This is a genomic window from Pseudomonas sp. DW-iso3 (assembly GCF_058725305.1).
Map to the genome: position 1 here is coordinate 131523 of NZ_JBZXDZ010000010.1, position 21760 is coordinate 153282.

Annotated in this window: 19 protein-coding genes and 1 pseudogene; 7 read left to right on the plus strand and 13 right to left on the minus strand. The window is 59.9% G+C overall.

All coding sequences use genetic code 11. The annotated features are described in order from the left end of the window. Positions 1–238: 238 nt before the first annotated feature. From AC4PS7_RS26320 to AC4PS7_RS26330, 3 genes are all read right to left on the minus strand, one after another. A complete protein-coding gene (locus AC4PS7_RS26320; protein WP_042571227.1) occupies positions 239–1564 on the minus strand; it encodes a sigma-54-dependent transcriptional regulator in 1326 nt (441 codons plus the stop codon). After that, the gene (locus AC4PS7_RS26325; protein ID WP_492179824.1) at positions 1558–3324 is read right to left on the minus strand and encodes an ATP-binding protein; all 1767 of its coding nucleotides are present in this window, start codon (positions 3322–3324) and stop codon (positions 1558–1560) included. The genes AC4PS7_RS26320 and AC4PS7_RS26325 overlap by 7 nt, the downstream gene beginning before the upstream one ends. Before the next feature lie 91 nt (positions 3325–3415). Further along, a complete protein-coding gene (locus tag AC4PS7_RS26330) occupies positions 3416–4939 on the minus strand; it encodes a fumarate hydratase (RefSeq protein WP_010208051.1) in 1524 nt (507 codons plus the stop codon). Between the two features lie 216 nt (positions 4940–5155). On the opposite strand from AC4PS7_RS26330, the gene AC4PS7_RS26335 reads away from it, so the two are divergent. After that, on the plus strand, positions 5156–6088 hold the full coding sequence (locus tag AC4PS7_RS26335; RefSeq protein WP_021491219.1) for an iron-sulfur-binding ferredoxin reductase: 933 nt from the start codon (positions 5156–5158) through the stop codon (positions 6086–6088). Positions 6089–6118: 30 nt separating this feature from the next. Further along, positions 6119–6868: an enoyl-CoA hydratase-related protein gene (locus AC4PS7_RS26340; RefSeq protein WP_010208054.1), complete on the plus strand. Its 750-nt coding sequence runs from the start codon at positions 6119–6121 to the stop codon at positions 6866–6868. A 56-nt stretch (positions 6869–6924) separates the two neighbouring features. On the opposite strand, the gene pyk is transcribed toward AC4PS7_RS26340, so the two are convergent. After that, positions 6925–8376: a pyruvate kinase gene (gene pyk, locus AC4PS7_RS26345; protein ID WP_010208055.1), complete on the minus strand. Its 1452-nt coding sequence runs from the start codon at positions 8374–8376 to the stop codon at positions 6925–6927. 173 nt (positions 8377–8549) lie between these two features. Between pyk and AC4PS7_RS26350 the strand changes: the two genes are divergently transcribed. Together AC4PS7_RS26350 and AC4PS7_RS26355 are read left to right on the plus strand one after the other, a co-directional pair. Next, positions 8550–8924 (plus strand): tol-pal system YbgF family protein, encoded by a 375-nt coding sequence (locus tag AC4PS7_RS26350; protein ID WP_010208056.1) that lies wholly within the window; start codon positions 8550–8552, stop codon positions 8922–8924. A gap of 225 nt (positions 8925–9149) precedes the next feature. Continuing rightward, entirely contained in the window at positions 9150–9509 is a 360-nt protein-coding gene (locus AC4PS7_RS26355; RefSeq protein ID WP_010208057.1) for a PilZ domain-containing protein, read from the plus strand. A 23-nt stretch (positions 9510–9532) separates the two neighbouring features. Here the strand turns inward: AC4PS7_RS26355 and AC4PS7_RS26360 are convergent, their stop codons facing one another. Genes AC4PS7_RS26360 through AC4PS7_RS26385 form a run of 6 tightly spaced genes read right to left on the minus strand, consistent with a single transcriptional unit; the run spans position 9533 to position 16215 of the window. Continuing rightward, positions 9533–10864, minus strand: coding sequence for a DUF58 domain-containing protein (locus AC4PS7_RS26360; protein WP_021491220.1), 1332 nt, complete (start codon positions 10862–10864; stop codon positions 9533–9535). A 7-nt stretch (positions 10865–10871) separates the two neighbouring features. Continuing rightward, the gene (locus tag AC4PS7_RS26365) at positions 10872–11867 is read right to left on the minus strand and encodes an AAA family ATPase (RefSeq protein ID WP_042571229.1); all 996 of its coding nucleotides are present in this window, start codon (positions 11865–11867) and stop codon (positions 10872–10874) included. Further along, positions 11864–13033, minus strand: a complete 1170-nt coding sequence (locus AC4PS7_RS26370) for a DUF4350 domain-containing protein (RefSeq protein WP_492179825.1) — start codon at positions 13031–13033, stop codon at positions 11864–11866. Before AC4PS7_RS26370 ends, AC4PS7_RS26365 begins: the two co-directional genes overlap by 4 nt. After that, positions 13030–14559 (minus strand): DUF4129 domain-containing protein, encoded by a 1530-nt coding sequence (locus AC4PS7_RS26375; protein WP_021491221.1) that lies wholly within the window; start codon positions 14557–14559, stop codon positions 13030–13032. Before AC4PS7_RS26375 ends, AC4PS7_RS26370 begins: the two co-directional genes overlap by 4 nt. Continuing rightward, positions 14546–15526, minus strand: coding sequence for a stage II sporulation protein M (locus tag AC4PS7_RS26380; RefSeq protein WP_047542981.1), 981 nt, complete (start codon positions 15524–15526; stop codon positions 14546–14548). The genes AC4PS7_RS26375 and AC4PS7_RS26380 overlap by 14 nt, the downstream gene beginning before the upstream one ends. Next, a complete protein-coding gene (locus AC4PS7_RS26385) occupies positions 15523–16215 on the minus strand; it encodes an RDD family protein (RefSeq protein WP_010208062.1) in 693 nt (230 codons plus the stop codon). Before AC4PS7_RS26385 ends, AC4PS7_RS26380 begins: the two co-directional genes overlap by 4 nt. 167 nt (positions 16216–16382) lie before the next feature. Here AC4PS7_RS26385 and sbcB point away from each other — a divergent pair, with 167 nt between their 5' ends. Next, complete coding sequence (gene sbcB / locus AC4PS7_RS26390) at positions 16383–17810, plus strand: exodeoxyribonuclease I (RefSeq protein ID WP_492179826.1); 1428 nt, start codon at positions 16383–16385, stop codon at positions 17808–17810. 89 nt (positions 17811–17899) lie between these two features. Here sbcB and mvaT read toward each other — a convergent pair whose 3' ends face one another. Further along, positions 17900–18274: a histone-like nucleoid-structuring protein MvaT gene (gene mvaT, locus AC4PS7_RS26395; RefSeq protein ID WP_010208066.1), complete on the minus strand. Its 375-nt coding sequence runs from the start codon at positions 18272–18274 to the stop codon at positions 17900–17902. A 350-nt stretch (positions 18275–18624) separates the two neighbouring features. On the opposite strand from mvaT, the gene purU reads away from it, so the two are divergent. Then, entirely contained in the window at positions 18625–19473 is an 849-nt protein-coding gene (gene purU, locus AC4PS7_RS26400; RefSeq protein WP_010208067.1) for a formyltetrahydrofolate deformylase, read from the plus strand. A gap of 85 nt (positions 19474–19558) precedes the next feature. Further along, entirely contained in the window at positions 19559–19729 is a 171-nt protein-coding gene (locus AC4PS7_RS26405) for a hypothetical protein (protein ID WP_010208068.1), read from the plus strand. On the opposite strand, the gene AC4PS7_RS26410 is transcribed toward AC4PS7_RS26405, so the two are convergent. Together AC4PS7_RS26410 and AC4PS7_RS26415 are read right to left on the minus strand one after the other, a co-directional pair. Continuing rightward, entirely contained in the window at positions 19730–20494 is a 765-nt protein-coding gene (locus tag AC4PS7_RS26410; protein WP_370737428.1) for a methyl-accepting chemotaxis protein, read from the minus strand. Positions 20495–20587: 93 nt separating this feature from the next. Then, positions 20588–21619 (minus strand): annotated as a pseudogene (locus tag AC4PS7_RS26415) (HAMP domain-containing protein); the annotation flags it as partial. Between the last annotated feature and the right edge of the window lie 141 nt (positions 21620–21760).

The window sequence follows — 21760 nt, forward strand, 5'->3', positions numbered from 1 at the left end:
TGCTTGAGCACTGCCTGGTTTGGGCTATAGCAGGAGCTGTGCCAGGTAGATGAAGGCCCGGAATAGAAGGGTCAGAGGATTTTTTTGAGCGGAAAGTCGCTGATGATTTTCAGGTAATAAGCGGAAATCCGCTTATGGCCACCGGCCTCTTCGCAGGCAAGCCAGCTCCCACATTGGAAATGTATTCACAGTTCAAAATGTGGGCGCTGGCTTGCCTGCGATGGCGGTCTGAAGGTCGCTAGAGAAACATCTCCCGCACCAATCCATGCCGCTGCATCTTTTCATTCAAGGTTCGCCGAGGCAGTTGCAGCTCGGCCAGCACCGCCTTGATATCGCCCTTGTGCCGCGTCAGTGCAGCTTTCAGGCAATGCGCTTCAAACGCCTCCTGCTGCGCCGCCAACGATTGCCCGGCCTCGACGCCTTCCGGCTCCGGTTCGCCAAGGCCCAATACCTGGCGTTCGGCGACGTTGGCCAATTCGCGCACGTTACCTGGCCAGTCATGGCTGAGCAGACGCCCCAGTTGCGCACCGCTCAGCGGCTCGACGCTACGGCCCAGGCGCTCGGCGGCGCTCTGTGCAAAGTGGTCGAACAGCAGCGGAATATCTTCGCGGCGTTCACGCAAAGGCGGCAGGCGCAATTGCGCGACGTTCAAACGATAAGCCAGGTCTTCGCGAAAGCGTCCGGCGCGGGCCTCTTCCAACAGGTCTGGTTTGGTGGCGGCGATGATGCGCAGGTCCACGTGGATACTTTGGTTGGAGCCCAGGCGTTCCAGTTTCTGTTCCTGCAACACGCGCAGCAGTTTCACTTGTTGGGCCAGCGGCATGCTTTCGATTTCGTCGAGGAACAGCGTGCCGCCGTGGGCATATTCCAGTTTGCCGATGCGCTTGCCCTGGGCGCCGGTAAACGCGCCGCTTTCGTGGCCGAACAGCTCGGCCTCGAACAACTGCTCGGGGATCGCCGCGCAGTTGAGGGCCACAAAGGGTTTTTTCGCCCGTGGGCCGAAGTCATGCAGGCAACGGGCAACCAGTTCCTTGCCACTGCCGGTCTCGCCACGGATCAGCACATTGACCGGCAGGCTTGCCAAATCCAGCACCTGGCGGCGTAGGGTCTGCAAACCTCGAGACACGCCTAAAAGGGTCGACTCCAACTGTGCGCGATGATCGGCCTGTTGATGCAGGCGACGGTTTTCCAGGATCAATCCACGCTTGTCCAAGGCGCGGCGCAGGCTGTTGAGCAGGGCGTCGGGGCTGAAGGGTTTTTCCAGGAAGTCGTAGGCGCCGTCGCGCATGGCTTCAACGGCCATTGGCACATCGCCGTGGCCCGTCAGCAATATCACCGGCAAATCCCCATCACGGCGCTGCACTTCGGCCAACAGTTCCAGGCCGCTGAGACCTGGCATGCGCACGTCGCTCAGGATCACTCCGGGAAAGTCCTTGGGCAATTGCGCCAGGCATTCTTCGGCGCGGCTGAATAGCTGAACCTCAAAGCCCGACAGGCTCAACCACTGCTCGACGGCCGTGCGGATGCTGGCTTCGTCGTCGACCACAATCACCGCGTTCAACATAGGTCGGGCGTCTCCAGCGCGATAGGCAGGGTCAGGGTGAAAACCGCGCCGTCGCCACGGTTGCTGGCGATCAGGCGGCCACCCAATTCGTGCACGATAGCGTAGGACACCGCCAGCCCCAAGCCGAGGCCATCACCCACAGGTTTGGTGGTGAAGAACGGGTCGAACACGCTGTTCAGGTGTTCTTCGGCAATCCCGCCGCCGCTGTCGCTGACGGTGAGTTGCCACAACTGCTCATCGGCATGCAGGCGGATTTCCAGGCGTTTGCGTGGCTTGTCGGCCATGGCGTCAAGGGCGTTGCGCAGCAGGTTGATCAATACCTGTTCCAGGCGGATCGCATCGCCACGCACCCAGGCGGGGCGGGTCAGGTCCAGCACCACGCCGATGGATTCGTCGCGCAGGCGCGCATCGAGCAAGTGCAGGGACTGGTCGACCACGGTGGCCAAGTCCAGGCGTTCACGCAGGCCACTGGGGCTTTTGCGCGCGAAGGTCTTGAGATGGCCGGTGAGCGCGGCCATGCGCGTGAGCATGTCGTCCAGTGGGGTGAGCGCCTGGTAGGCGTCGTCGACACGGCCATGGTCCAGCAGCAGGCGCAAGGTGGCCAATTGCATGCGTTGGGCGGTCAGCGGCTGATTGATTTCATGGGCGAGGGCGGCGGACATCTGCCCCAATGCCGCCAGTTTGGCCGACTGCACCAGGCCATCCTGGGCGGTGCGCAGCGCCTGGGTGCGTTCTTCCACCAGTTGCTCAAGTTCCTCGCGGCTGCGCTGGCGCAAGCGGGCCAGGCGCCAGCGTTGGGTCAGGAACAGCACCAGGAACACCAGCGCCAGCCAGGAGCCGGCGGCGGCCAACCCGGCGTTGCGCTGATCTTCAAACGCGAATTGCGGCTTGCGCAGCAAGTGCAGGGTCCAGCCTTCGGCCTTCAGCGGCAGCGATTCCCAAATGTAATTGGCACTGCCATCCGGACCGTTGACGCGCATCAGATGGCTGTTTTCGTCGAAGTGTTGCAGGGTGCTGGTTTCCAGCGCCTGCAGGTGTTTCTTGTCGTATTGGCGAGTGGCCTTGAGTTCGGCAAGGTCGCTGGCCGTTAACGGCCGCAGGTTGCGATAGCGCCAGCCGGGCTGGTTGGCGATGAACACGATGCCACGGGCGTCGCTGACCAGCAGCAGGTCATTGCCTTGGGCCCATTCGCGTTCAAGTTCGGGGAACTCCAGCTTGACCACCATGGCGCCGAGGAACTGTTCGTGTTCATCGACCACCGCGCTGGAGAGGAAGTAACCGGGAATGCCAGTGGTCACGCCCACCGCGTAAAAACGGCCGGTGCCCTGGCTCAGGGTTTGGCTGAAATAGGGGCGGAACGCGTAGTTGTGTCCCACATAACTGCTGGGCAGGTTCCAGTTACTGGCGGCCACGGCCAGGCCAGTGCGGTCCATCAATTCCAGGGTGGACGACTGCGCCGCGCCGTTGATGCGTTCCAGTTTGCGGTTGAGCAGGTCCTGGGTGGCGGTATCCAGCGGGCCCTTCAAGGCATTGATCATCTCCGAGTCCAGCGCCAGCACGGCGGGCAGGGCTCGGTAGCGTTCAATCAGGGTGTGCAACGAATTGGCATACAGCGCAAGTTGCTGATTGGCACGAGCGGCATCGTCTACCAGGGCTTGGCGTTCGGCATGGCGTGTCGCCAAGGCCGCGGCCAGCAGCGCACCGGCGATGATCAGCAGGGAGTAGAAAGTCAGGCGCAGGGGGCGAGGGATTACGATCATACGGTGATGGGCAGGCACGGTAAGGGAGTGCACCATACCATGAGGGGCAAGCAGTTGTGGTGAGGGGGCTGGCCCCTCACCACAGAAGCACTTACTGCACTTCTACCGCCAGGCTTTCACTGATCTTTTTCTGCCAGATGGCAGGACCGGTGATGTGCACGGATTCGCCCTTGCTGTCGACAGCAACGGTCACCGGCATGTCTTTCACGTCGAACTCGTAGATCGCTTCCATACCCAGTTCGGCGAACGCGACAACGCGCGACTTCTTGATGGCTTGCGCCACCAGGTAAGCGGCGCCGCCCACGGCCATCAGGTACACGGCCTTGTGGTCCTTGATCGCTTCGATGGCGGTCGGGCCGCGCTCGGATTTGCCGATCATACCCAACAGGCCCGTTTGTTCGAGGATCTGACGGGTGAACTTGTCCATCCGCGTCGCGGTGGTCGGGCCCGCCGGGCCAACCACTTCTTCGCGCACCGGATCAACCGGACCGACGTAGTAGATGAAGCGACCCTTGAGATCCACCGGCAGGGTTTCGCCCTTGTTCAGCATCTCGACCATGCGCTTGTGCGCGGCGTCGCGGCCGGTGAGCATCTTGCCGTTGAGCAACACGGTTTCTCCCGGCTTCCAGCTCTGCACTTCTTCCGGGGTCAGGGTGTCGAGGTTGACGCGGCGGGCCGACGGGCCGGCTTCCCAGACGATTTCCGGGTAGGCGTCCAGCGGTGGCGCTTCCAGCGACGCTGGGCCCGAACCGTCGAGCACGAAATGGGCGTGACGGGTGGCGGCGCAGTTGGGGATCATGCACACCGGCAGCGACGCGGCGTGGGTCGGGTAGTCCATGATCTTCACGTCGAGCACGGTGGTCAGGCCACCCAGGCCCTGGGCGCCGATGCCCAGTTGGTTGACCTTCTCGAACAGCTCCAGGCGCATCTCTTCGATACGGTTTTGCGGGCCGCGTTTTTTCAGCTCGTGGATGTCGATGGATTCCATCAACACTTCCTTGGCCATCACCGCGGCTTTCTCGGCGGTGCCGCCGATGCCGATGCCGAGCATGCCCGGTGGGCACCAGCCGGCGCCCATGGTCGGAACGGTCTTCAGCACCCAGTCGACGATCGAGTCGGACGGGTTGAGCATGGCCATTTTCGATTTGTTCTCGGAACCGCCGCCCTTGGCCGCCACGTCCACTTCCACGGTGTTGCCCGGGACGATGGAGTAGTGGATGACCGCAGGGGTGTTGTCCTTGGTGTTCTTACGCGCACCGGCCGGGTCGGCCAGGATAGAGGCACGCAGGACGTTTTCCGGCAGGTTGTAGGCGCGACGCACGCCTTCGTTGATCATGTCGTCCAGGCCCATGGTGGCGCCATCCCAACGTACGTCCATGCCCACGCGCACGAACACGGTGACGATACCGGTGTCCTGGCAGATCGGGCGATGGCCGGTGGCGCACATGCGCGAGTTGATCAGGATCTGGGCAATGGAGTCACGGGCCGCTGGCGATTCTTCGCGCAGGTAGGCTTCGTGCATGGCCTGGATGAAATCAACGGGGTGGTAGTAGGAAATGAATTGCAGGGCGTCGGCAACGCTCTGAATCAGGTCGTCTTGCTTGATCACGGTCATGAGTCGCGCTCCTCTATAAGGGAACATTCAATAAGGTGGCTTCAGTGGGGTGCATCGGTCGGCTGAAACCACCTTTCCAAGGCACGCCACTGGTGCAGGCGCGACGCTAAAAAGGCGCGGCAGTATAACCCGGCTCGGTGGCCGATACACCCGACTATGGTCAAACTGTCGCAGGCATGATTCCCTGTGCGCGCTCCCTTGTGATTGAGTCCTTATATGCCTGAACTCTACGTCGGCGAACGCCATTGGTCGGTCTCTTCCGGCAGCAACTTGCTGGATGCCTTGAACCAGGCCGGTGCGGCCGTGCCTTACAGTTGCCGCGCCGGCAGTTGCCATGCGTGCCTGGTGCGATGCGAGGGGGAGGTCGAGGACAAGCAACCCGAGGCTTTGAGCCCGGCGCAACGCCAGGACGGCTGGCGCTTGGCATGTCAGTGCCAGGTTCGCGGGGATTTGCGCGTCGAAACCTTTGATCCGACACGTGACGGGTTGCCGGCCCAGGTGGTGGGTGTGGATTGGTTGAGCCCGAACGTGCTGCGCCTACGCCTGCAACCCGAGCGTGGCCTGCGCTACCGGGCCGGGCAGCATCTGGTGCTATGGGCAGGTCAGGTGGCGCGGCCCTACTCCTTGGCGAGCTTGCCCCAGGAGGATGCGTTCCTGGAGTTTCATCTCGATTGCCGTCTGCCCGGCGAATTCAGTGATCTTGCCCGTCAATTGCAGGTGGGCGACCGTCTGCGCCTGGGCGAGCTGCGCGGCGGCGCGCTGCAGTACGACCCCGACTGGCAACGTCGACCGCTGTGGCTGCTGGCGTCCGGCACGGGCCTGGGGCCGCTCTGGGGGGTGTTGCGTGAGGCTTTGCGCCAGGATCATCAGGGCGACATCCGCGTGATTCACCTGGCCCATGATGCTGACGGGCATTACTTGGCCGAACCCCTGGCGCAGCTCGCTGCACAGCATCCCAATGTGACGGTGGAGCTGTGGACAGCGGCGCAGGCGACCCAGGCATTGGCGCAACTGCGGCTTGTTTCGCGGCAAACTCTGGCTTTACTCTGCGGGCACCCGGCCAGTGTCGAGGCGTTTTCCAAGCGTCTGTTCCTGGCGGGATTGCCGCGCAATCAACTGCTGGCCGATGTGTTCCTGCCCCGTGGTTGAGCGCTGAACTCTACAGCCGCGAGATCTGCCATGACTGACGCCATCCTGCAGCACCGTGAACGCGGGCTGCTGATCCTGCAGCTCAATCGTCCCGAGAAGAAAAATGCGCTGACTCGGGCCATGTATACCCAATTGGCCGAGGCGCTCGAGCAGGCCGATGCGGATGTGGATATCCGCTGCGTGCTGATCCAGGGCAGCAGTGACTGCTTTACCGCCGGCAACGACATTGGCGATTTTCTCGAACAACCGCCCAGCACGCTCGACAGCCCACCGTTTTATTTCATGAAAAGCCTGCTCAACTGTCGCAAACCGGTGATTGCCGCCGTGGCCGGCGTTGCGGTGGGTATTGGTACAACGCTGTTGCTGCACTGCGATCTGGTGTACATCAGTCGGGATGCGCGGCTGCGCATGCCGTTCGTCAACCTGGGGCTGTGTCCGGAGTTTGGTTCGAGCCTGATCCTGCCGAGGCTGTTGGGGCACGCCAAGGCGGCTGAGTTATTGCTGCTGGGCGAGGGCTTCAGCGGCGAACAGGCGGCGGCGTGGGGGATTGCTACCGAGGCGTTGGGCAGCGGCGAGGCGGCACTGGCCATGGCGCGGGAAATGGCCGAGCGCTTTGAGACCCTGGCGCCGGGCGCGGTGCAAGTGACTAAGCAACTTATGAAGAGTGTGGACCGCGAGCAATTGCGCCAGGTGATCGAGGAAGAGGGCGCTTTATTTACCCAGCGGTTGAGGTCGCCGGAGGCGATTGCGGCGTTGTCGGGGTTTATCAACCGGTCCTGAGAAAGCAAAAAGCCCCGCCATTTAAAGGGCGGGGCTTTGATTTTTCAGCCTGTCACTCAGACCTGCGGGTCGCCCACGTGCAGGATCTTCATGCCATTGGTGCCACCGGTGGTGTGGTAGCTGTCGCCCTTGGTCAGGATGACCCAGTCGCCTTTCTCTACGACGCCACGTTTGACCAGCTCGTCGATAGCTTTCTGGCTGACTTCGTTCGGTGCCAGCGAAGCCGGATCGAACGGAACGGTGTACACGCCACGGAACAGCGCGGTGCGCGCCTGGGCTTCACGGTGCGGGGTGAACGCGTAGATCGGCACCGAGGAACGGATGCGCGACATGATCAACGGCGTGTAGCCACTCTCGGTCAGCGCGATGATCGCCTTCACACCGGGGAAGTGGTTCGCAGTGTACATGGCCGCCAGGGCGATGCTCTGGTCGCAGCTTTCGAACTCTTTGCCGATGCGGTGACTGGAGGTCTTGCTGGTCGGGTGCTTTTCAGCGCCGAGGCAGATACGCGCCATGGCTTGCACGGCTTCCAGCGGGTACGGGCCGGCGGCACTTTCAGCCGAGAGCATCACGGCATCGGTGTAGTCGAGCACGGCGTTGGCCACGTCGGACACTTCGGCACGAGTCGGCATCGGGTTCTGGATCATCGACTCCATCATCTGGGTCGCCACGATCACCGCTTTGTTGTGACGGCGTGCGTGCAGGATGATCTTCTTCTGAATACCGATCAGCTCGGCGTCACCGATTTCCACGCCCAGGTCGCCACGGGCAACCATCACGGCGTCGGAAGCCTTGATCAGGCCGTCGAGGGTTTCGTCATCGGCCACGGCTTCGGCGCGTTCGATCTTCGCCACCAGCCAGGCGGTACCGCCGGCTTCGTCGCGCAGTTTACGGGCATATTCCATGTCGGCGGCGTCGCGTGGGAAGGACACGGCGAGGTAGTCCACTTCCATTTCGGCGGCGAGCTTGATGTCGGCCTTGTCTTTTTCCGTCAGGGCCGGTGCGGTCAAGCCTCCACCACGACGGTTGATGCCTTTGTGGTCGGACAGCGGACCACCGATCAGTACGACGCAATGCAGTTCAGTCGGGGTCGCGGTTTCGACGCGCATCACCACGCGACCGTCATCCAGCAACAGTTCGTCACCGACGCCGCAGTCCTTGACCAGGTCCGGGTAGTCGATACCCACGACTTGCTGGTTGCCTTCGGTCAACGGGTGGCTGGTGGAGAAGGTGAATTGGTCACCGATCTTCAGCTCGATCCGCTTGTTGGCGAATTTGGCGATACGGATCTTCGGGCCTTGCAGGTCACCCAGCAGTGCGACGAAGCGGCCGTGCTTGGCGGCCAGATCACGCACCAACTTGGCGCGAGCCTTGTGCTCGTCCGGGGTGCCGTGGGAGAAGTTCAGACGGGCAACGTCCAAACCAGCCAGAATCAGCTGTTCGAGGACTTCCGGCGAGTTGCTGGCCGGGCCAAGGGTGGCGACGATTTTGGTACGACGGACGGACATGCACAGACTCCTGAGTTCAAGCGCTGAGGAAGGCTACTATGCTCTTTCGTTGTAGTCATTGTTCGTTTGCACTACTTATCGATGATTGACTTGTTTTCGTTGCGGCTGAATACGAACATCCTTGAAGATTTTCGACGAGGGGTCGATACACTGCACAAGACAGGAGAACCCTCATGCGAATTTTGCTCATTGCTGCCCTGGCCGTCAGTGTTGTCGGCTGCACTCGTTGGTCGATGGACCACCATCTGAACAATGCCTACCGCGCCTACAAGGTCGGTGACTGCGAGCGCGTTACCCTGGAGTTGTCCCAGGTCGACCGTGAAAGTCGCAGCCGACGTTATGTGCAGCCGGAAGTCTCGATGTTGCGCGGGCAGTGCCTGGAACGGCAGAAACTCTTCGTCGACGCGGTACAGACCTATCAATTCATCATCAATCAGTATCCGTCGAGCGAGTACGCCTACCGCGCCCGCGCGAGGCTCGACACCCTGCAACAACTGGGGCATTACCCAGGTGCAAGCATCGCGCAACCGCGCCCGGCTTCATTGTGATGGTATTCGTCATTTAATAACTGGCCTATCGCCAGTCATGGGCTATCCTTTGAGTGTTCGTTTGTACAACTTTCTGTGCAAACGCATGCGGGGCCCGGATTTGGTGGTTGTCCAGCAGCAAGCGATTGCCTGTTGTCGCACCGAGTTTCAGGGAGAGCGGGTGATCTTGCCCGTTCCGAATCACTGGCACGGCCGCACTCATGGCCATTGGATGGCGATCTCACCATGTTTACTGACCGGCGGATCGAGCGGCATCAGTTACCTTATTTTCTGCAAGTGTTTAATCGTCTTACCGACAAGCCCATCGGGTTTTTGGGCAATGTCTCGGAAGATGGGCTGATGTTAATCAGCCAACTGCCCATGATGGTCGACGTGGACTTTGAGCTGCGTTTGAAGATTCCGGCGGCTGACGGCACCTTCCATCCCATTGATCTCACGGCGAGCTGCCTATGGAGTCATGAGGATATCAACCCGCAACAGTATGACTCCGGGTTCAGGGTGCTCCAGGCACCCGAGGAATATGGGCAGTTGATCAACGTCTTGTTGCATTACTTCAGCTTTGATCCCTTGCAGGCTTCAGCTTAGGTAATGCGCGTTGGCAGGCATTTTCAGAGCACCCCGGCTTTCTTCCATCCCAGGTAGCGGGTGACCAACGCCGGTCCGAGCTCAGACGGCAAGCTGTCCAATAGGGACAGGCCTTGGGCGCTGAGGCGGTCATGCAGTTCGTTGCGGGCATTCAGGTAGTCGATGGTGCCGCTGTAGGCCAAGGCTTCGGGCAAGGTTTGTACGGGGGCTTGGCGCAGTCGGTCGAGGGCTTCCTCGCGCAGGCTGACCACGAGCACCCTGTGTTGACGACTGATACGCTTGACGGCAGCCAGCAGTGTTTCATCATCCTCATCTCGCAGGTTGGTTACCACGATCACCAATGCGCGCCGTTTCTGCCGGGCCAGCAGTTGGCTAGCCGCAGCCTGATAATCGGCAGTCCGTCGGGTGGTATCGAGGTCATATACCGCGTTGAGCAACAGGTTCAGCTGGCTACTGCCTTTGACGGGCGCCAGATAGCGTGGAAGGTCAGCGGCAAAGGTGCACAGCCCAACCGCATCACCCTGGCGCAAAGCGACATAGCTGAGCAACAGGCAGGCATTCAGGGCATGGTCAAAGTGGGACAGCTCATCGTCCTGGCTGCGCATGCGGCGGCCGCAATCGAGCATGAACACGATCTGCTGGTCACGCTCATCCTGATATTCACGAGCGATGGGTGTGCGTTGTCGGGCGGTGGCCTTCCAGTCGATCTGTCGCAGGCTGTCTCCCTCGCGAAACTCTCGCAACTGATGAAATTCCAGTCCCAAGCCGCGCCGCTGGTGTTGGCGCACACCCAGTTGGTTCAGCCAATTGTCCACCCCCAGTAGTTGGGCGCCGTATAGGCGGGCGAAATCCGGGTAGACGCGGGTGGTATCGCTCACCTCGATCAGTCGTCGTGCTGACCATAGGCCCATGGGGCTGGGCAGGTGAAGTTCGCAGCGGCTGAAACTGAAATGCCCACGCCGCATGGGGCGAAGGCGATAACCCAGTTCACTGCGTTCACCGGGCCGCAGCGCTATGGATTGGGGCATGTGTTCTACGGACAACCCGTCAGGGACATGATCGAATACCTGTACGCTCAGCGGCTGTCGGAAATCATGTTCGATAGCCAGGCGTATGTCTCCCCAGCGGCCCAGTGCCAGGCTCCCAGGCATCTGCCGTTGCACGCGGGGGGAAGGGCGGCTACGCAGGCGCATCGCATCCAGCAAGGCGAGCAGTAACAGTGCCAGTAGCAGCCCCCACGCGATTGAGTGCAAGGTGTCGGGCACCTTGAACTGCAACGCTGACGCAGTACCCAGCAGGATGCCCACACCCAGCAATACGCCAAGCCAGTTCAACAACAGACGGGTCGGTTTCATGGGTAACTCATTGCCGAGGTGCCGGGATCTGATCGAGCAATTGCTTGAGCACCTGGTCGACCTCCAGCCCATCGATATCCAACTCTGGCGCGATACGTACCCGATGGCGCAGTACTGCCAGGGCGCAACCCTTGATGTCGTCCGGGGTGACGAACTCACCCCCGCGCAACAAGGCGCGGGCACGCGCCCCGCGTACCAGGTCAATGGACGCCCGTGGGCCGGCGCCGATGGCTAATCCCGGCCAACTGCGCGTAGCGCGTGCCAGGCGTACGGCATAGTCGAGCACGTGTTCGTCGAGTGCCAGTTCACTGGCGATCTGTTGAAGCTGCAGCACACCTTCGGCTGGCAGCACCGTGTGTAAGGGATGTACATCCAGCATGTCGGCCCGAGACGAGCGCGTGACTTCACGCACCATGTCCACTTCCTGCTGCGCATCGGGGTAATCCATACGCACCTTGAGCATGAAGCGATCCAACTCCGCTTCCGGCAGGGGGTAAGTACCTTCCTGTTCGATAGGGTTCTGGGTCGCCAGCACCATGAACGGTTGGCCGATGGGCAGCGCCTCGCCTTCGAGGGTGACTTGCCGTTCCTGCATGGCTTCGAGCAACGCGGCCTGGGTCTTGGCCGGAGCACGGTTGATTTCGTCGGCCAGCAACAAGTGGGTGAATACAGGCCCCTTGCGCAGCTTGAACTGTTCGGTGTGCCGATCGTATACGGCGTGGCCGGTGACATCGCTGGGCATCAGGTCCGGGGTGAACTGGATGCGCGCGAAGTCGCCCTCGAAGCAGCGTGCCAGCGCACGCACCAGCAAGGTCTTGCCCAGCCCCGGCACACCTTCGAGCAACACATGCCCACCGGCGATCAGGGCGGTCAGGACATCGTCGATCACCGCATCCTGGCCAATCACCGCTTTGCGCAATTCCGTGCGCAGGGCTTGGGCCTGTTCGCTGGCACGTTGCAAGGTATCGCGGTTCAAGGCAGTGGCGCTTGGAAGTTCACTCATAGGGCATTCCTGAGGGTTTGCAGGCATGCCACCTGCCGGCTGAAATCGGCGCTGGAAAGCCGTTTTGCCGGGAGTGGGCCAAGGGCCTGGCTGATGACGTGAGAGGGTTGGCGCGTCAGGTGTTCGAGCACCCGCCACTGTTCTGCGTTGTCGAGGTGCTCAAAGCCGGGGTGACGATGCCGGACCGCGCGCAGGATGTCGCGCTGCAAGGCATGCAGCAGCGTGCCCTGGCCACTGCGGCGGAGCAGGAAATCGGCGCTGGCCTTCAGGTGTTCCTGCAATTGGCGGCGAGCGTTGGAGGCTGGAGGTCGGGTTGGGCCTTGACGCATGCCTGCCCGCCACAATGCCAGGGCGATCAGCGAAATGAGTGCGACCAGGGCCTGGGGGAAGTACCGCATCAGCAAGCTGAGCAGGTCGTCGAAGTCACTGTTGAACAACAAGGTTACGGCCGTGCCCTGGTTCAGGTACCACAGCAGCCAGGCATTGTCGTGCTTGCCGATGTTCGGCGTTTTCCACAGGTCGCTGTCGGTGATCACCGTGACGTGGCCTTTCCCGAGGTCGAGTTGCATCAGGTGGCTCGACCTTGAGCTGTTGGCAGAAAATTGGGCGAGGTGCTTCGGGTCGGTAAGATTGAAGTCTGTGTCGAAACTGAAGTAAGCCGATGGGTTTTCATCGTCGACGTAGAGTTTGGTGAGGTCGGGCGCCTTCTTTTCCAGAGACTTTTTGCTGGAAGGCGCAGGCTCCTCAGGCTCGTCGCTCAATGCCTGGTGGATCTGCAAGCGATCGAGCAGCAGGTCGCCACTTCTGCCGGTCTCTTCATCCCATAACGCCTCGGCCACCAGCAACAGATGGCCGCCGGATTGGGTCCAGTCCAGCAGTTGCTCTACCTGGCGTGGTGACATGTTGCTGCGTTCGCCGAGCAGCAGCAGGCTGTTGCCCTTGCCCGGCAAGGTCGTCAGCCGCTCCAGGCTATTGGCCTGCTCCACGGCCAGGCCTTGTTCGCGTAGAAAGTGTTCCGCCGCCAAGTACGGGTTGGCCAGGGCTTCTGGAGACGGACCACGATCCACTACCTCGTCGTAGGGAATTGCCTTGCTCCATGCATAGTAACCAGCGGCTCCAAGCAGGCACGCCAGCAATAATCCCACCCACAGTAAAGGCCGGTTCATGGGTTGCTCCCCACGTTGAACAGGGTGCGCCAATCACTGCACAGTTGTTGCTGTGCTGAAGGGGGAGGCAGGCAATGGCCGTAGGCGAGGTTCTGCCAGTGGTGGGTCAATTCGTTGCTGAACGCCAGCAGTCGTGGTTGTTGCAACTGGTTGACCCGTTCCAGGATCTGCCCTTCGGTGTCAGCACTTTTCAGCGGCACATTGAAGTCATGCAACAGCCGGCTGAGCAGACCGCGATACAACAGGCCAAGGGCTTCCCTTGGCTGGGTGGGCCACAGGCGCTCGGCGGCGCTGGCAATATCGTCGGGCAAAGTCTCGGAACCCAGTTCAAGGCCGAACAATTGCGTGGGTGCCGGTTTGACGTTTTGGGGCTTGCGTGGCCCGCGTCGGCTGACAAAGGTGCGCAACCACTCACGATAACGCCACACCAGCATGATCAATGCACCGACCATAAGTCCCCACAACAGCACCTCCAGCCCTTGTGCGATGTGTTTGAAGGTATTGCTGTTGAGGTTGTCCAGCAACGCCTTCAGCCAGTCCGGAAGCTTACCGTCACGGTGAGTCTTGTTTTTAACCGACGGCTTGTCTTCGCCAAAGCGATAGCGCGTGACGGTTTCCGGATTTTTGAAGGGCGGCTTTTCCAGCAGCGACTTGATGGATTGGCTCGCGCCCTGGGTGGTGAGTGGTTTTTTGGGGGGGGATGACGCTGCCATGACGGGCGGGCTGAAGGGGAGCAGCGTCAGCCCGATCATCAGCACTAGCAACGGCGCCACGTTGCTCAGGCGCTGACGAAGACGGCGAAAGACCAACTCCAGGTCCCAGGCCTCTAATACAGTGCGGCGATTCAGGTAGAGGCTGAAACCGCAGGCCACATAGATAGGTTCCCAAAACACCAGGATCAAGGCGTAGAAGACGTTGCTCAAGTGCTCCAGCCACAAGCCTTCCGAACTTGTCGCCAGTATCAGGCGCTGCCAATCCCAATCCAACTCGATGTTCTGGGGAATAAATAGATAGAAAAGAGTCATGCAGCCGAACCACAAACCGATCTCCAGATGCACCCCGATGGTGGTCAACCAGCGTGCGGCGCCAGCACTACGTTGCTGCAGCACACCCAGGCGTTTTTGACGGGTGGGGCCATCCAGGCCTTCGAGTTGGCTCACCGGCATCACAAAGCTGCGGCTCAGGCTGAGTCGCCGCCAGGTCAGGCTGGCCAACAGTTGGCCTTTTAGCAGCCGTGGCCACTGGCGAACGGCCTGCTTGATGCTGGGCGTTTCACCAAACAACGCCTTGGACAGGATATACAGTGGCAAGCGATCAAAGGCTGGTTTGAGCCACCAGAACACGAGTATCGCGGTGGTCGGGTACTTCCACAGCAGTGCCGTGAGCACGGCGAACACTGGCAGAGTCACCAACGCCCAACTGCCCATCAAGAGCAGGCAATGCTCACGGGCCATCAACACGCCAAGATCCATCGCTTCCCAGGCAGTACGCGGGCGGATTACCACGCTGGCATCACTCAGGCGCATGGCGAGTCCTTCCGGCAAGGCCCAGGTAAGCAGTTACCAGCATCCACAGCGCCGCGCCAACCAGGTATTTGACCCAGGGCGCTATCAGGGTGGTGGATGACCAATACGCCTCGATGAAGGCCGCGATCAACAGGAATATCATCACACCACACAACATCTGCACGCTCTTGCGTGCCGCCAGCCGCAATGATTCGCCTCGGGTCAACTGCCCGGGAGCGATCAGCGCCCAGCCCAGTTGCAAGCCGGCGGCGCCAGCGAGGGCGATTGCGGTCAGTTCGAACGCGCCATGCCCGATGACGAATGACCAGAAGGTCTGGCCGTAGCCGATTTCGGTCAGGTGGCCGGAGACCGCACCGATGACCAGGCCGTTGAATATCAGAAAGAACACGCTGCCCAGGCCGAACAGCAAACCGGCGGCAAACGTCTGGAACGCGATACCGATGTTGTGCATCACGTAGTAGCCGAACATCATCCAGTTTTCGCTCGATGCACGCTCGGCGGTGCGGCCCAGGCGGCTGGCATCCGGGTCATACATGCCTTGCATCTCGGCAACCTGCTGGGGACTGACGATGCTGTAGATCAGGTCGGGAAACAGGTACACCAACAACGCGATACCCACCAGGCTGCCAAAGAACAGCAGGCTGGCGATCAGTACGAAACGCCACTGTTCCCGTACCAACCGAGGGAAATCGGCAAGTACGAACCCCAGCACATTTGCCGTCAGTTGGCTGCGATGACGGTAGAGCTGTTGATGACCGCGCAGGGCCAGTTGTTGCAACGGGTCTACCAAATAGCTGCTGTAGCCGCGTTCCTGGGCCAGGGCCAGGTGCTGGCACAGACGTCGATACTGCTGGGGGAAGTCGGCCAACTCACTGGCCGTCGCCTTGCCTTGCTCCAACTGTTGCAGGTGGTTGGCGAAGGCTTGCCATTGAAGCTGGTGACGGCTTTCGAAAAGACTCTGCTTCATGTCGGCCCCAACAGGCCACGGGCCACGCCGTTGAGTTGTTCCACGGCGCGAGCCGGGGATACTTGCAAGGGGGTGGCGAGTATCGAGGCCAACTCGTGAACGCGTTCGGCGGACAGCTCACCTTGGCGCTCTGCGAAGCCGAGGATGGCCCGTTGCTCGTTCAGGTTCAGGGCGAAGGGCAGGCGCAAGGCCGCAGCTTGAGGAATACGGGGGCGCACCAGCGGCTGTTCCCGGTAGATCACCAGAGTGCCGGCGGCCAGGTCGCCCAGGCGCTTGAAATGAGGATGGTGCAGGCAGCTGATTGCGCCGAGGAAGTAACCGAATGGCAGCATGTCGACAAACCGCAGTAAATTGCGGATCAGTGACGCGGACCAGCCAATCGGCGTGCCGTCATCGTGTATCACCCGCAGCCCCATGACCTGTTTGCCAGGCGAGCACCCCTGGTTGAGTACCTCGAACAGCACCATGTACCACCAACTGATCAGGAACAGCAGCAGTGAGCCCAGGCCGATGCCAACGTTGCCAAGCAAGGCCAATGGCACCAGCAGAATGCCCATGACCACCGCGCGCAACCCCAGGTCGAAGGCAAAGGCCAGCACGCGCGGTACCAGGCCGGCGGGGCGCAGCGGCAGGTCAATGCCCTCCGGGGTCTCGATCTGGTAGCGGGTGTCCAACGGGGCTGACGGCATCGCGATCCTTGGCAGTGCAGAGTGGCTGGAAGACACGGATGCTAGCAGTGTCGGCGGTGGAAGCAACCATTCAAGGTTTTACTGGATGTTTGTACAGTTGATTTGGTGCTGGCCGTGGACGCCGTCCAGCGCCTAGACTTTGTCGCTCTTCAGTACAGGAATAGCCCGTGACCTCCATTTTCTGGTACGACTATGAAACCACCGGCATTAATCCGCGCAGCGATCGCCCGCTCCAGGTAGCTGGAATTCGGACGGACTTAGAGCTCAATGAGATCGGCGAGCCGGTCAATCTTTATTGTCAGCCCAGCGACGATATCCTGCCCCATCCCGTTGCGTGCGCGATTACCGGTATCACTCCCGCAATCCTCGCGGAAAAAGGCCTGGCCGAGGCCGACTTCATGACCCGGGTGCATGCTCAACTGGCTGCTCCGGGTACGTGTGGCGCAGGTTACAACACCTTGCGATTTGACGATGAGATGACGCGCTACAGCCTGTATCGCAATTTTTTCGACCCTTACGCGCGTGAGTGGCAGGGTGGTAACAGTCGTTGGGATCTGATCGACGTGATTCGCACCGCCTACGCGCTGCGCCCGGAAGGCATTGAGTGGCCGCAACAGGATGGGCGCGTCACGCTCAAGTTGGAGCGCCTGACCGAAGCCAACGGTATCGACCATGGCCAGGCACACGATGCGTTGTCCGATGTGCGTGCCACGATTGCCCTGGCGCGACGGGTACGTGAGAAACAGCCCAAGCTGTACGAATGGCTGTTTCAGCTACGCAGCAAGCAGCGGGTGATGGACCAGGTGCGTTTACTGCAACCCATGGTGCATATCTCTGGGCGTTTTTCCGCCGAGCGTCATTACCTGGGGATTGTGCTACCGCTGGCGTGGCACCCCCGCAATCGCAATGCGCTGATCGTCTGCGATCTCGGGCTCGATCCCCAAGGGTTGCTGGACCTGGATGCAGATACCTTGCGCCAGCGCCTCTACACCCGTCGTGAAGATCTTGCCGAGGGCGAGTTGCCGGTCCCGCTCAAGCTGGTGTACATCAATCGTTGCCCTGTGGTTGCTCCCTTGAACGTGCTTCGGACCGAAGATCGTGAGCGTCTGCACTTGGACATGAATATTTATCAGGAGCGCGCCCTGCGGCTAACTGACGCACAGGAAGTTTGGCGCGACAAGTTGGCGGCCGTTTATGCCGAAGAAGGTTTCGCGTCGAGTTCAGACCCGGAGCAACAGCTTTACGATGGCTTTATCGGCGATCGTGATCGACGTTTATGTGAACAAGTCCGGACGGCCGAGCCAGCGCAATTAGCTCGCCAGCAATGGCCTTTTGATGATCATCGCTTGCCTGAATTATTGTTTCGTTATCGCGCGCGCAACTTCCCCGATACCTTGAACAGTGAGGAGCAACAACGCTGGCAGCTTTTCTGTCAGCAACGTTTGTCGGACCCGGAGTGGGGCGCGCCGAATACCCTTGCGGCATTTAAGCAGGCTAAACAAGAATTTGCAGTTAGTGCGACACCTTTTCAGACCGAGGTGCTTGAGCGGTGGCAGGAATATGCAGACTCGCTGGCCCATAAGGTAAATCTGTAGTCGGTCTTCACTCAACAGACAGGCAATAAAAAACGCCAGCAGGCTGGCGTTTTTAATGTGTCGCGTATCAGGCGCAAGCCCGGCGAGGCTTAGCCCAGCAGGGTAGCCCAGCCTTCAACCACGTCACCGCCCCACTTGGCTTTCCACTCTTTCAGGGTTTTGTGGTTGCCACCTTTGGTTTCAATCACTTCGCCGTTGTGTGGGTTTTTGTACTGTTTGACTTTGCGGGCACGCTTGGTGCCGGTAGTTTTCACAGCGCCACGCGGTGCTTTAATTTTCGACTCTGGATCCAGCAGCGCGATGATGTCACGCAGGGATTTGGAGTATTCACCCATCAGGGCGCGCAGTTTGCCTTCGAATTCCAGCTCGGTTTGCAGTTTGTCGTCTTGAGACAGATTCTTCAAACGGGCTTGCAGCTCTTTGATAGCTTCTTCGGTGGCACGGTATTCGTTGATCAGAGACATGTGGACTACCTTATGTAGAGCGCTGATTGACAGGGCGAGTGGCCCAATAATAGTCAGGCAGTTTGCCCAAGTAAACATTTAAGCTCGTATTTATGTGAATTACTTTGAATGTTTGTAGCCTTGCTATGCATTTGAGTTAATTACTAGGGCGTAGGCCTTAAAGTAATCTCCTTGAAATACGCGGAACAGCCGTAGGGTCACGTACTAGACTCATATAAAGGTGGTAAAACCATAGGCTATTAAGGGGCAAGGCGTCGGCAGGCGATCAGAATAAGCGTCAACGAATACTGCAGTTTTCCTGCGCAATCGCTAGAATGGCGGCCTTTGCGAAGTTCTGGAGTTTCCCCCTAATGCGCACTTTTCGGCTGGTGATTGCTTGCCCGGACCGGGTCGGCATCGTTGCCAAAGTCAGTAACTTTCTGGCCTCCCACAACGGTTGGATCACCGAGGCGAGTCATCACTCGGACAATCTCAGCGGTTGGTTCTTCATGCGTCACGAGATTCGTGCCGATTCGCTGCCCTTTGGTCTTGATGCCTTCCGCGACGCGTTTGCGCCGATCGCCGAAGAGTTTTCGATGACCTGGCATATCACCGACACCGAGCAGAAAAAGCGCGTGGTGTTGATGGCCAGCCGTGAATCCCACTGCCTGGCCGATTTGCTGCATCGCTGGCACAGCGATGAATTGGACTGCGAGATCGCCTGCGTGATTTCCAACCATGATGACCTGCGCAGCATGGTCGAGTGGCATGGCATTCCGTATTACCACGTGCCGGTCAACCCGCAGGACAAGGAGCCCGCGTTTGCCGAGGTCTCGCGCCTGGTCAAGCAGCACGAAGCCGACGTGGTCGTGCTGGCGCGCTACATGCAGATCCTGCCGCCGGAACTGTGCCGCGAATATGCCGGCAAGGTGATCAATATCCACCACAGCTTCCTGCCTTCGTTCGTTGGTGCCAAGCCGTATCACCAGGCGTCCCTGCGTGGCGTGAAGTTGATCGGTGCGACTTGCCACTACGTCACCGAGGAACTGGACGCCGGCCCGATCATCGAGCAGGACGTGGTGCGTGTCAGCCACAGCGACAGCATTGAAGACATGGTGCGTTTCGGCCGTGACGTCGAGAAGATGGTGCTGGCCCGTGGCCTGCGTTACCACCTGGAAGACCGCGTGCTGGTGCATGGCAACAAGACCGTAGTGTTCTGATCGATCTGTTGTGATTGAAGAATGAAGGGCCTGGGCGTTAAATCGTTCCAGGCCCTTTTTTGTGTACGCTGCCGAGGATTGAGTAATGAGTGATCCGCTGGACAAAGCCACGTCAAAAGCCCCCGCCACATTGGGGGAGGGGTGTTTGAGTCGATATGACCCGGATGACCTGAGCAGTGAGGACGGCACCGAATTTCCCGGTGCCGCCGAGTTGTGGAAGCAGGAACAAAACACGTCCGACCCCAAGGACGATTAGTCAGATCCGGAAACTGCCCACCAATTGCTTCAATCGAGCGGCTTGTTGCTCAAGGTCGGCACACGCTCGCAGCGTGGATTGCAGGTTTTCCACACCTTCCTGATTGAGGGTGTTGATCTCGGTAATATCCATGTTGATCGACTCCACCACCGAGGTCTGTTCTTCAGTGGCGGTGGCGACTGACTGGTTCATGCCATCAATTTCGCCGATGCGCTGGGTCACACTGTTCAGGCGTTCGCCAGCGAGGTTGGCGATGTCGACACTTTCAAGGCTATGGCGCTGGCTTTCACCCATGGTGCTGACCGATTCCCGGGCGCCGACTTGCAGTTCTTCGATCATCTTCTGCACCTGTTGCGCAGACTCCTGAGTGCGATGCGCCAGGTTGCGCACTTCGTCCGCGACCACCGCAAACCCACGCCCGGCTTCCCCGGCACGGGCCGCTTCGATGGCAGCGTTCAATGCCAATAGGTTGGTTTGCTGGGAAATGCTGGTGATCACTTCGAGGATCTGCCCGATATTCACCGTCTTGCTATTGAGCGCTTCGATGTTGCTGCTGGAAGCGCTGATCATCGACGACAACTGATTCATCGCCTTGATGTTGCGCTCCACCACCTGTTGGCCATCCTCAGCCAAATGCCGTGCATCGCTGGCCTGGTGTGAGGCTTGCGCCGCATTGCGTGCAATTTCCTGGGCGGCAGCGCCCAACTGATTGATGGCAGCGGCGACGCTGTTGGTGCGGTTGGCTTGCTCATCGGAGTTGACCATCGATGAGTTGGAGGCGCTGACGACCCGAAGTGCCACCTCATTGACGTGCTCGGTGGCCGAGGACACTTCGCGAATCGACGTATGAATGCGTTCCACGAAGCGGTTGAAGGCGTTACCCAGCATGCCGAACTCATCGTGATTCTGGATGGTAAGGCGTCGAGTCAGATCTCCCTCGCCATCGGCGATGTCCTGCATGGCGCGCGTCATCAGATGCAGCGGTTGCAACAGGATACGGATCAGCATGCCGAGCAGGGCGATGATAATCACCACGGCAATGAACGTGGCGATGACTGCCGAGGTGCGAAATTCGCTGAGCATGGCGAAGGATTTGTCTTTATCGACTGAAATACCGAGGTACCAGTTCACCGAGGGCAGGCCCTTGATCGGTATAAAGGTCACGATATTGTCTTTGCCGTTGGCCTCGACTTCGCTGAAGTCCGCACTGATCTTCGGCGTATTTTTCGGATATACGTCGGCCAAGGTCTTCATCACCAGGTTTTTGTCCGGGTGTACCAGTACTTTGCCGTCGGCGCTGACCAGAAACGCGTAGCCCATGCCGCCGAAGTTCAGCGCGCCGATGTTGTCCACCAGGGTTTGCAGGCTCAGGTCGCCACCGACTACACCGATGCTCTGGGTGCCTTGAGTGCTGGGCGTGGCAACGGAAATGATCAGCTTGCCAGTGGCCGCATCGATATAAGGCTCGGTCAGGGTTGAGCCGTTACTGCTCTGGGCGCCCTTGTACCACGGGCGGACACGTGGGTCGAAACCGTCCGGCATCTTGGTGTCGGGGCGGATGGTGAAGGCGCCCTTGCTGTCACCGACGTAGGTCGCCATGAATGCGGACGTCAGGGTTTTCTGTTCCAGCAGGCTGGCAACCGCGGACGGCTCGGGGTTGATGGCGATGTTTTGCGCGGCGTTTTCCACCAGGGCTATACGCCCGCCAAGCCAGGTTTGAATGTTGCTGGCGGTGACATCGCCCATTTCATGCAGGTAATTGTTGAGATCATCGCGAATCGCGTTGCGTTGCAGGTAGTCGTTGTAGAGGGTAAACAGCGCGAATGCGGCTATGACGATAAGGGAGGCTGCAAGCAGGATTTTGTGGCTGAAGCGCAGATTTTTATTCATGGCTTGTAGGGTCCGCTAAGGTCTTAATATCCGAAGCGCGTCCTCGTGGGAGGCGCAAAATGGCAGTGTCAAAAAAGGTGTGATACTTCTTGTGATGGTTCCGGTGGTCCCTGTGGGAACTATCTGTCCTATTTTTAGACT

Bases quoted from the DNA above. Each gene is read 5' to 3' on its own strand.
- AC4PS7_RS26320 (WP_042571227.1), bottom strand. From the start codon at position 1,564: ATGTTGAACGCGGTGATTGTGGTCGACGACGAAGCCAGCATCCGCACG.
- AC4PS7_RS26325 (WP_492179824.1), bottom strand. From the start codon at position 3,324: ATGATCGTAATCCCTCGCCCCCTGCGCCTGACTTTCTACTCCCTGCTG.
- AC4PS7_RS26330 (WP_010208051.1), bottom strand. From the start codon at position 4,939: ATGACCGTGATCAAGCAAGACGACCTGATTCAGAGCGTTGCCGACGCC.
- AC4PS7_RS26335 (WP_021491219.1), top strand. From the start codon at position 5,156: ATGCCTGAACTCTACGTCGGCGAACGCCATTGGTCGGTCTCTTCCGGC.
- AC4PS7_RS26340 (WP_010208054.1), top strand. From the start codon at position 6,119: ATGACTGACGCCATCCTGCAGCACCGTGAACGCGGGCTGCTGATCCTG.
- pyk (WP_010208055.1), bottom strand. From the start codon at position 8,376: ATGTCCGTCCGTCGTACCAAAATCGTCGCCACCCTTGGCCCGGCCAGC.
- AC4PS7_RS26350 (WP_010208056.1), top strand. From the start codon at position 8,550: ATGCGAATTTTGCTCATTGCTGCCCTGGCCGTCAGTGTTGTCGGCTGC.
- AC4PS7_RS26355 (WP_010208057.1), top strand. From the start codon at position 9,150: ATGTTTACTGACCGGCGGATCGAGCGGCATCAGTTACCTTATTTTCTG.
- AC4PS7_RS26360 (WP_021491220.1), bottom strand. From the start codon at position 10,864: ATGAAACCGACCCGTCTGTTGTTGAACTGGCTTGGCGTATTGCTGGGT.
- AC4PS7_RS26365 (WP_042571229.1), bottom strand. From the start codon at position 11,867: ATGAGTGAACTTCCAAGCGCCACTGCCTTGAACCGCGATACCTTGCAA.
- AC4PS7_RS26370 (WP_492179825.1), bottom strand. From the start codon at position 13,033: ATGAACCGGCCTTTACTGTGGGTGGGATTATTGCTGGCGTGCCTGCTT.
- AC4PS7_RS26375 (WP_021491221.1), bottom strand. From the start codon at position 14,559: ATGCGCCTGAGTGATGCCAGCGTGGTAATCCGCCCGCGTACTGCCTGG.
- AC4PS7_RS26380 (WP_047542981.1), bottom strand. From the start codon at position 15,526: ATGAAGCAGAGTCTTTTCGAAAGCCGTCACCAGCTTCAATGGCAAGCC.
- AC4PS7_RS26385 (WP_010208062.1), bottom strand. From the start codon at position 16,215: ATGCCGTCAGCCCCGTTGGACACCCGCTACCAGATCGAGACCCCGGAG.
- mvaT (WP_010208066.1), bottom strand. From the start codon at position 18,274: ATGTCTCTGATCAACGAATACCGTGCCACCGAAGAAGCTATCAAAGAG.
- purU (WP_010208067.1), top strand. From the start codon at position 18,625: ATGCGCACTTTTCGGCTGGTGATTGCTTGCCCGGACCGGGTCGGCATC.
- AC4PS7_RS26405 (WP_010208068.1), top strand. From the start codon at position 19,559: ATGAGTGATCCGCTGGACAAAGCCACGTCAAAAGCCCCCGCCACATTG.
- AC4PS7_RS26410 (WP_370737428.1), bottom strand. From the start codon at position 20,494: ATGGTCAACTCCGATGAGCAAGCCAACCGCACCAACAGCGTCGCCGCT.